The organism is Flavonifractor sp. An112 (assembly GCF_904377885.1).
GTDB lineage: Bacteria > Bacillota > Clostridia > Oscillospirales > Oscillospiraceae > Flavonifractor > Flavonifractor avicola.
The window spans coordinates 1-9,288 of record NZ_CAJFGT010000091.1 but is presented as its reverse complement, the minus strand read 5'-3'; the positions used below and the strand labels follow the sequence as shown (position 1 = coordinate 9,288).

The following is a 9,288-nucleotide window of genomic DNA, read 5'->3' as shown; positions in this document are numbered from 1 at the left end:
CGGCCGCACCGAGGCCGACGGCGTGCCCTTTGAGCGCATCCGCCGCATCACCGGCTACCTGGTGGGCACCCTGGACCGCTTCAACAACGCCAAGCGGGCTGAGGAGCACGACCGGGTGAAGCACGGCGTGTAACCTGACCGCGGCTGAGAAGGAAAAACATAGGGGCGGGGCTCTGCCCCGCCCCATTTTGATATAGAGAGGATTTTGTGTATGGCTGATATGCCTGCTATCCGCCTGAAGCGGGGAGAGGGCCGCTCCTTCAAGGCCGGCGGCCCCTGGATCTATGACAATGAGATCGGTGAGATCGTGGGTCAGCCCGCCGACGGCGATGTGATCCGCATCGAGGACTACAACGGCTACCCTCTGGGGGTGGGCTTCCTCAACCGGGCCTCCACCATCACGGTGCGAGCGCTGTCCCGGAAAGCGGACACCGTTATTGACGAGGCTTTTCTGGAGATGCGGGTGCGCGCTGCCTGGCAGTACCGCAAAGACACGGTGGACACCTCCTCCTGCCGCATCATTTTCGGTGAGGCCGACTTCCTGCCCGGCCTGGTGGTGGATAAGTTCTCCGACGTACTGGTGGTGGAATCCCTGGCCCTGGGCATTGACCGGATGAAATCCACCATTTTGAAGCTGCTTGTGGATATTCTGGCCGAGGACGGCATCACTATCCGGGGCATCTACGAGCGCAGCGATGCCAAGGTCCGTCTGAAGGAGGGCATGGAGCGGGTGAAGGGCTTCCTGTCCGAACCCTTCGACCCGGTGGTGGAAATTGTGGAAAACGGGGTCCGGTACCAGGTGGATGTAGCCGAGGGCCAGAAAACCGGCTTCTTCCTGGACCAGAAGTACAACCGGCTGGCCATTCAGCCTCTGGCCAGAGGTGGCCGGGTGCTGGACTGCTTCACCCACACAGGCGCCTTCGCCCTCAACGCCGCCAAGGGCGGCGCCAGAGAGGTACTGGGTGTGGACGCCTCCCAGCTGGGTGTGGATCAGGCCACCCGCAACGCAGAACTCAACGGCATGAGCGACCGGGTGCGATTTGAGTGCCATGATGTGTTTGAATTGCTGCCTGAGCTCGAAAGAAAGGGCGAAAAATTTGACTTGGTGATCCTGGACCCGCCTGCCTTTACCAAGTCCCGGGCCTCCGTCAAGAAGGCAGTCACCGGCTACCGGGAGATTAACCTGAGGGGCATCAAGCTGGTGAAAAACGGAGGCTATCTGGCCACCTGTTCCTGCTCCCACTTCATGACCCCCGAGCTGCTGGCCAAGACCATCGGGGAGGCCGCCCGGGACGCTCACCGCCGCCTGCGGCAGGTGGAGTACCGTACCCAGGCTGCCGACCACCCGGTGCTGTGGGGGGCGGATCAGTCCCTCTATCTGAAATTTTACATCTTCCAGGTCATGGACGAACAATAAAAAGCACAGGGGCCGCTGCCATTGGCAGCGGCCCCTGTATGTTTAAAGCAGACAGCGCTCGTTTCGGTCCATATAGTGGGCGTCGGCCCGCAGAGTGAGTGGACGGTCGGTCCCTTCGGGCAGGTAGAAGCGCAGGCCGGTGAGTCTGAGATCGGCGGCGGCCGGTTCATGGTGGGGCGGGATGGTGAACAGCCGGGCCCCCAGACAGGTATCCCCGTCCATCAGTTCCGCCGCCAGGGCCACCCGCCGCTCCGGCAGCACCTGGGTCAGGGTCAGGGCACAGTCGATGATCTGACCGGCCTCCGGGCACAGCTTGCCCAGGTCGCAGTATACCATGCCGCCCTCCGGCTTGATCTGGCGTTCCAGCATGGAAGCACCCCCTACAAATTCATACGGCGGGCATTGCTGCCCGCCGTATGTAACAAGAATTCCGTATGGGGCCGCTCCATTCTATGCTCAGCGGATCTGGCCGGTACCGTAGATCACGAACTTGCTGGAGGTCAGTTCCTCCAGGCCCATGGGGCCCCGGGCGTGCATCTTCTGAGTAGAGATGCCGATCTCGGCGCCCAGGCCGAACTCGTTGCCGTCGGTGAAGCGGGTGGAGGCATTGACGTACACCGCCGCCGCGTCCACCTGGTCCAGGAACTGCTGAGCGGCAAAGTAGTTGTTGGTGACGATGGCCTCGGAGTGGCCGGTGCCGTGGGCGTGGATGAACTCCACCGCCTCGTCAAAGCCGCCCACCACCTTGACAGCCAGGATATAGTCGCCAAACTCGGTATCCCAATCCTCCTCGGTGGCGGGGACCACGAAGTCGCCCAGGATGGCCCGGGTCTCGGGGCAGCCCCGCAGCTCCACGTTCTTGGTCTGGAGCAGCTGCCAGGCCATGGGCAGGAAGTCCCGGGCCACCGCCCGGTCCACCAGCAGGCACTCAGCGGCGTTGCACACCGAAGGCCGGGAGGTCTTGGCATTGTGGATAATGCGGGCGGCCATATCCAGGTCGGCCTCCCCGTGGACATACACATGGCACACGCCAACGCCGGTCTGGATCACCGGCACCTTGGCGTTCTCTACTACATTTTTAATCAGACCTGCGCCGCCACGGGGGATGAGCACGTCCAGATATTCCGTCAGGTTCATTAGCTCGGTGGCGCTCTGGCGGGTGGTGTCGGTGACCAGGGCCACGCAGTCACGGGGCAGACCGGCGGACTCCAGGGCGTCCCGCATGATGGAGACAAAGGCCTGGTTGGAGTGGAAAGCCTCTTTGCCGCCCCGGAGAATAACGGCATTGCCCGACTTGAGGCAGAGAGCGGCGGCGTCCACAGTGACGTTGGGCCGGGCCTCATAGATGATGCCGATGACGCCCAGAGGTACCCGGCGCTTGCCGATGACCAGGCCGTTGGGCCGGGTAGACATCTTGGTGGTCTCACCGATGGGGTCGGGGAGGGCGGCCACCTGCCGCACACCGTCCACGATACCTGCGATGCGGGAGCCGTCCAGCGCCAGCCGGTCCTGGAGGGAGGGGCGCATTCCGGCGGCTTTGGCGGCGGTCATATCTTCCAGGTTGGCGGCCAGAATCTCCTCCTGGCGGGCCTCCAGAGCGGAGGCGATGGCCTCCAGAGCGGCGTTCTTCTTGGAGGTGCCCGCAATGGAGAGCACCCGGCTGGCATTTTTGGCGGCCAGACCCTGCATTTCCAGCTGCGTCATAACTTGTCACTCCTTTTATGTATAAGGTTGGGCGAGGGAATTCAGAGGGCGGCGAAACGGGTGCCGATGTCGGCGCCGTTTACAATATCATAAAGAGACTCGATGTTGCTGCCATTGGCAATGACCATCTCGATACCGGCGTCCAGAGCGATCTGGGCGGCGTTGAGCTTGGTGGCCATGCCACCGGTGCCCCGCCAGGTGCCGGCGCCGCCGGCCATGGCCCGCAGCTCCGGGGTGACAGACTCCACATGGTGGATCAGCTGGGCCTCGGGATGGGTGCGGGGGTCGGCGTCGTACAGTCCGTCGATGTCGCTGAGCAGCACCAGCAGGTCGGCCCCGCACAGCCGGGCTACAATGGCGGACAGGGTGTCGTTGTCGCCCAGCACCTTGCACTGGCCGGTCTCGATCTCCGCTGAGGACACCGAGTCGTTCTCGTTGACCACCGGGATGACCCCCAGCTCCAGCAGGGCCTCAAAGGTGTTGTGCAGGTGCTCCGACCGGACGGGGGCGTCTACATCCTCGCCGGTGAGCAGGATCTGAGCCACGGTGCGGTTATACTCTGCGAAAAGCTTGTCGTAGATGTGCATCATTATGCACTGGCCCACGGCGGCGGTGGCCTGCTTCATCCGCAGCTCGGTGGGGCGGGCATCCAGCCGCAGCTTCTTGGTGCCGATGCCGATGGCGCCGGAGGAGACCAGCACCACCTGATAGCCCATCCCCTCTAGATCGGAGAGCACCCGGGCCAGTCGTTCCATATTTTGAAGATTGAGGCTCCCGGTGTCCCGGGTGAGGGTGGAAGTACCCACCTTGACCACCAATCGACGTACCTGTTTCTTGCGCTGCAAAGCGTTCATCCTCCTTGCCTGATCTTGCGTCTGAGAGCATCATACCACAGTTTCGCAATGCAGTAAAGGAAAGAAGTGATGGTTTGCGCAAAGAAAACTATACGTTTTACCACTTTTTCATGCTTTTACGGTTGAAATCCACGGAATTTTGGAGTACAATAGCCTGCGCTGAACAGTGATAGAGGCGTAAAGAGGGAATAAAATGCTGAATATCGTGCTCTTCGAACCGGAAATACCACAAAACACCGGCAACATTGCCCGTACCTGCGCGGTTACAGGCATACGACTCCACCTGATTAAGCCTTTGGGCTTTGATATCAGTGACAAGGCCGTGAAAAGGGCTGGCTTAGACTACTGGCATCTGGTGGATCTGCGGGTCTATGAAAATCTGGAGGACTTCTTCCAGAAAACCGGCGCGGAGGATATCTGGCTGGCCACCTCCAAAGCCCCGCGGCCTTATACCCAGGCCGTATTTCGGGATGGGTGCTACCTCATCTTCGGCAAGGAGACCGCCGGGCTGCCGGAGCAGTTCCGGGAGAAATACCGGCAGCGCTGTATTCGTATCCCCATCCGGGCACAGGCCCGGTGCCTCAATCTTTCCAACTCAGCGGCGATCCTAGCGTACGAAGCCCTGCGACAACTGGATTTTCCCGGACTGGCCGGGGAAGGCGAGATGAAAGGAGCTAGTATAGTATGAACTACAACAAGAAAACCGTAAAAGACATCGACGTGGCCGGCAAGAAGGTGCTGCTGCGCTGCGACTTCAACGTGCCCCAGGACAAGACCACCGGCGCCATCACCGACGACAAGCGCATCCGTGCGGCTCTGCCCACCATCCAGTACCTGCTGGATCAGAATGCTGCTGTGATTGCCTGCTCCCACCTGGGCAAGCCTGTGGCCACCTTTGATTCCTATGTGAAGAAGCAGGCCGAGAAGGGCAAGGACCCTGCCTCCATCACTGAGGAGGAGTGGAAGAAGTCCCTGGCCAAGCTGTCTCTGGCTCCTGTGGCCAAGCGCCTGAGCGAGCTGCTGGGCCGCGAGGTCATCATGGCCTCCGACGTGGTGGGCCCCGACGCCCAGGCCAAGGCCGCCGCTCTGAAGCCCGGCCAGATCATGCTGCTGGAGAACACCCGCTTTGAGAAGGGTGAGACCAAGAACGATCCCGCCCTGGCCAAGGCCATGGCTGATATGGCTGAGGTGTATGTGTCCGACGCCTTCGGTGCCGTGCACCGCGCTCACGCCTCCACCGCCGGCGTGGCCCAGTACCTGCCCGCCGTGTCCGGCTTCCTGATCCAGAAGGAGCTGGAGATCATCGGCGGCGCTCTGGCCAATCCCAAGCGTCCCCTGGTGGCAATTCTGGGCGGCTCCAAGGTGTCCTCCAAGATCGGCGTCATCAACAACCTGCTGGAGATCGCCGACACCATTATCATCGGCGGCGGTATGACCTACACCTTCCTCAAGGCTCAGGGCGGCTCCGTGGGCAAGTCCCTGCTGGAGGAGGACTGGCTGGACTACTGCAACGACATGATGAAGAAGGCCAAGGAGAAGGGCGTGAAGCTGCTCCTGCCTGAGGATACCGTCTGTGCCAAGGAGTTCTCTGCCGACGCCGAGCCCATCCTGGTGGACAGCATGAACATCCCCGACGACTGCATGGGCATGGACATCGGCCCCAAGGCCATTGCCGCCTACGCCGACGCTGTGAAGGATGCCGGCACTGTCATCTGGAACGGCCCCATGGGCGTATTTGAGTTCCCCGCCTTTGCCAAGGGCACCAAGGCTGTGGCTGAGGCTCTGAGCAACAGCAACGCCATCACCATCATCGGTGGCGGCGACTCCGCTGCCGCTGTGCAGCAGCTGGGCTATGCCGACAAGATGACCCACATCTCCACCGGCGGCGGCGCCAGCCTGGAGTTTATGGAGGGCAAGGAGCTGCCCGGCGTGGCCTGCCTGCTGGACAAGTAAAAAGCGCGGAGGCGTGCGAAGCCGCCGCAGCGCGACAACGGCGCGCGCAGTCCCCTGCCGCGCAGACCCGAATGGGGTCGGAACCCAAGAGAGAAAAATAGAAGAAAGGGGCCAATTCTACCCATGAACAGAAGATATCGCAAAACCATTATTGCCGGCAACTGGAAGATGAACAAGACCCTCTCCGAAACCCGGGCCTTTGCCGAGGAGCTCAAGCCCCTCATCGGCAAGCCCAAGTGGTGCGAGGTGGTGCTGTGCGTGCCCTCTGTGAACCTTCAGGCTGCTGTGCGCCTGTTCAAGGAGAGCCGGGTGGCCATCGGCGCTGAGACCTGCCACTACGAGTCCCACGGCGCTTTCACCGGCGAGGTCTCTCCTGAAATGCTCAAGGAGATCGGCGTGAAGTATGTCATCATCGGCCACTCCGAGCGTCGCCAGTACTACAATGAGACCGACTTCACCGTCAACAAGAAGGTTCACGCCGCCCTGGAGGCCGGCCTGTACCCCATCGTGTGCGTGGGCGAGAGCCTGGAGCAGCGTGAGCTGGGCGTCACCATGGACCTGATCTCCTACCAGGTGAAGGCCGCTCTGTCCGGCGTGCCCGCCGACAAGATGCGCCATGTGGTCATCGCCTATGAGCCCATCTGGGCTATCGGCACCGGCAAGACCGCCACTGCCGAGCAGGCCAACGAGGTGTGCGAGGCCATCCGCGCCGTCATCCGCAAGCTGTACGGCGCCCGCGTGGCCCGCTCCGTCACCATCCAGTACGGCGGCTCCATGAACGCCAAGAACGCCCAGGAGCTGCTGGCTCAGCCCGACGTGGACGGCGGCCTGATCGGCGGCGCTTCCCTGAAGGCTCCCGACTTTGTGGAGATTATCAACGCCGCCAACCAGGAATAAGATAGCGTTTTTGGCAGAGAACAGAGGTAAACTATGAGTAAAACACCGACTACTCTCATCATTATGGACGGCTTCGGCCTGCGCAGCGACAAGACTGGCAACGCCATCGCCGCCGCCCATACCCCCAATCTGGACAGGATCTTTGCCGAGAATCCCGGCTGCAAGCTGGCGGCCTCCGGCATGGATGTGGGCCTGCCCGAGGGCCAGATGGGCAATTCCGAGGTGGGTCACACCAACATCGGCGCAGGCCGGGTGGTGTTCCAGGACCTGCCCCGGATCACCAAGGCTATTCAGGACGGCAGCTTCTTTGAGAATGAGGCCTATATCGAGGCCATGGACGACTGCAAGGAGCGGGACGGCGCGCTGCACGTGTTCGGCCTGCTGTCCGACGGCGGCGTCCACAGCCACATCACCCACATCTTTGCCCTGCTGGAGATGGCCAAGAAGCGAGGCCTGCACAAGGTGTTCGTCCACTGCTTCCTGGACGGCCGCGACGTGCCCCCCGCCTCCGGCAAGGAGTACGTGGAGCAGCTGGTGAACAAGTGCAAGGAGCTGGGCGTGGGCCAGGTGGCCACCGTTATGGGCCGCTTCTACGCCATGGACCGTGATAAGCGCTGGGACCGCCTGCAGCGGGCCTATGACGCCATTGTGCTGGGTGTGGGCACTGAGAACGCCGATCCTGTGGACGGTGTGCAGAAGTCCTATGACGCCGGGGTCACCGACGAGTTCGTGGAGCCCATCGTGTGCACCAAGGAGGGCAAGGTGAAGGAGGGCGACTCCATCATCTTCATGAACTTCCGCCCCGACCGGGCCCGGGAGATCACCCGCTGCTTTGTGGACCCCGCCTTCACCGACGTGGAGCGGAAGAAGGGTTACTTCCCCGTGACCTACGTCTGCACCACCGAGTATGATGCTACCATGCCCAATGTGCTCATTGCCTTCCCCCACCGGGAGCTGGAGAACATCTTTGGCGAGTACATTGCCCGCCAGGGCTACACCCAGCTGCGCATCGCCGAGACCGAGAAGTATGCCCATGTGACCTTCTTCTTCAACGGCGGCGCCGAGCAGGTCTTCCCCGGCGAGGACCGGTGCCTGATCCCCTCTCCCAAGGTGGCGACCTACGACCTGCAGCCCGAGATGAGCGCCCCCGAGGTCACCGAGGAGGCCGTTAAGCGCATCGAGAGCGGCAAGTACGACGTCATCATCCTCAACTTCGCCAACTGCGACATGGTGGGTCACACCGGCGTGTTTGACGCCGCTGTGAAGGCCGTGGAGGCTGTGGACGAGGGCGTGGGCAAGGTGGTGGAGGCCACCACCAAGATGGGCGGCGTGACCCTCATCACCGCCGACCACGGCAACGCCGACCGGATGCTGGACGACGACGGGGTTACTCCCTACACCGCCCACACCACCAACCTGGTGCCCTTCTACATCGTGGGCGCCGACGTGAAGCTGCGGGACGGTCGCCTGGCCGACATCGCCCCCACCATGCTGGATCTGATGGGCCTTGAAAAGCCCGCAGAGATGGATGGCGAAACCTTGATCCTGAATTAAGGGCTTTTCAAGGTCTATCCCCGCTGCAGGCGGGCGGCGCTTACGCCGTCCAAGCGTTTTGGCCGAAGGTCAAAACCTTGATGCCGGGGCAATTTACTGCACAGCCGTTGGCGTCTTTGCCGCCTTACGGATGTGGCGCACCCCTTGCGGGTGGTTGCCCCGAGCAGATAAAAAGATTCGGGGTCCCCGCGCGGCTTGCCGCGTGGGGTGCCTGGAGAAGCCCGCAGAAATGGACGGAGAGACGCTGATCCTCAACTAAGCGGTATCCGGCGGAAGTTCCGCCGTACCAAATATTGACCCGGCGGGCCGAAGGCCCGCCCCCCACAATCCGATACCCCTGTATGGCGGGGGTCATCCCCCGCCGCCAATACGAAAGGAGTTTTTTACCATGAAGCAGATCATCGAGATCGTTGACGTTCTGGGCCGTGAGATCCTAGACAGCCGCGGCAACCCCACCGTTGAGGTTGAGGTTTATCTGGAAGACGGCACCGTGGGCCGCGCTGCTGTGCCCTCCGGCGCTTCCACCGGCATCTATGAGGCCTGTGAGCTGCGCGACGGCGACAAGAGCCGTTACCTGGGCAAGGGCGTCCTCACCGCTGTGAAGAACGTCAACACCGAGATTGCCGAGTGCCTGGTGGGCATGAACGTGCTGGACCAGACCGCTATCGACAAGGCCCTCATCGCTCTGGACGGCACCCCCAACAAGACCAAGCTGGGCGCCAACGCCATCCTGGGCGCTTCCCTGGCCTGCGCCAAGGCCGCTGCCGAGAGCCTGGGCACCTCCCTGTACAACTACATTGGCGGCGTCAACGCCAAGGTCCTGCCCGTGCCCATGATGAACATCCTCAACGGCGGCGCTCACGCCACCAACAACGTGGAGATCCAGGAGTTCATGATCATGCCCGTGGG

The 9,288-nt window shown here is 62.1% G+C and carries 9 protein-coding genes and 1 pseudogene; 7 read left to right on the top strand and 3 right to left on the bottom strand.

What is annotated here, in order from left to right:
• Both nrdD and IHN22_RS11550 read left to right on the top strand, forming a co-directional pair.
• A partial coding sequence (gene nrdD, locus IHN22_RS11555; protein ID WP_191435493.1) for an anaerobic ribonucleoside-triphosphate reductase occupies window positions 1–133 on the top strand: 133 nt, incomplete at its 5' end.
• 78 nt (window positions 134–211) lie between these two features.
• On the top strand, window positions 212–1,417 hold the full coding sequence (locus tag IHN22_RS11550) for a class I SAM-dependent rRNA methyltransferase (protein WP_191435491.1): 1,206 nt from the start codon (window positions 212–214) through the stop codon (window positions 1,415–1,417).
• A gap of 42 nt (window positions 1,418–1,459) precedes the next feature.
• Here the strand turns inward: IHN22_RS11550 and IHN22_RS11545 are convergent, their stop codons facing one another.
• From IHN22_RS11545 to proB, 3 genes are all read right to left on the bottom strand, one after another.
• Complete coding sequence (locus IHN22_RS11545) at window positions 1,460–1,786, bottom strand: hypothetical protein (RefSeq protein ID WP_191435489.1); 327 nt, start codon at window positions 1,784–1,786, stop codon at window positions 1,460–1,462.
• 87 nt (window positions 1,787–1,873) lie between these two features.
• Window positions 1,874–3,121, bottom strand: a complete 1,248-nt coding sequence (locus IHN22_RS11540) for a glutamate-5-semialdehyde dehydrogenase (RefSeq protein ID WP_191435487.1) — start codon at window positions 3,119–3,121, stop codon at window positions 1,874–1,876.
• Window positions 3,122–3,162: 41 nt separating this feature from the next.
• A complete protein-coding gene (gene proB, locus IHN22_RS11535) occupies window positions 3,163–3,975 on the bottom strand; it encodes a glutamate 5-kinase (RefSeq protein WP_191435486.1) in 813 nt (270 codons plus the stop codon).
• Between the two features lie 193 nt (window positions 3,976–4,168).
• Between proB and IHN22_RS11530 the strand changes: the two genes are divergently transcribed.
• From IHN22_RS11530 to eno, 5 genes and pseudogenes are all read left to right on the top strand, one after another.
• Complete coding sequence (locus tag IHN22_RS11530) at window positions 4,169–4,663, top strand: tRNA (cytidine(34)-2'-O)-methyltransferase (protein ID WP_191435484.1); 495 nt, start codon at window positions 4,169–4,171, stop codon at window positions 4,661–4,663.
• A complete protein-coding gene (locus IHN22_RS11525) occupies window positions 4,660–5,928 on the top strand; it encodes a phosphoglycerate kinase (RefSeq protein WP_191435482.1) in 1,269 nt (422 codons plus the stop codon). Before IHN22_RS11530 ends, IHN22_RS11525 begins: the two co-directional genes overlap by 4 nt.
• Before the next feature lie 123 nt (window positions 5,929–6,051).
• A complete protein-coding gene (gene tpiA, locus IHN22_RS11520; protein WP_191435480.1) occupies window positions 6,052–6,825 on the top strand; it encodes a triose-phosphate isomerase in 774 nt (257 codons plus the stop codon).
• A gap of 33 nt (window positions 6,826–6,858) precedes the next feature.
• Window positions 6,859–8,379 (top strand): 2,3-bisphosphoglycerate-independent phosphoglycerate mutase, encoded by a 1,521-nt coding sequence (gpmI, locus tag IHN22_RS11515; protein ID WP_191435478.1) that lies wholly within the window; start codon window positions 6,859–6,861, stop codon window positions 8,377–8,379.
• A gap of 388 nt (window positions 8,380–8,767) precedes the next feature.
• Window positions 8,768–9,288: pseudogene (gene eno, locus IHN22_RS11510) on the top strand (phosphopyruvate hydratase); the annotation flags it as partial.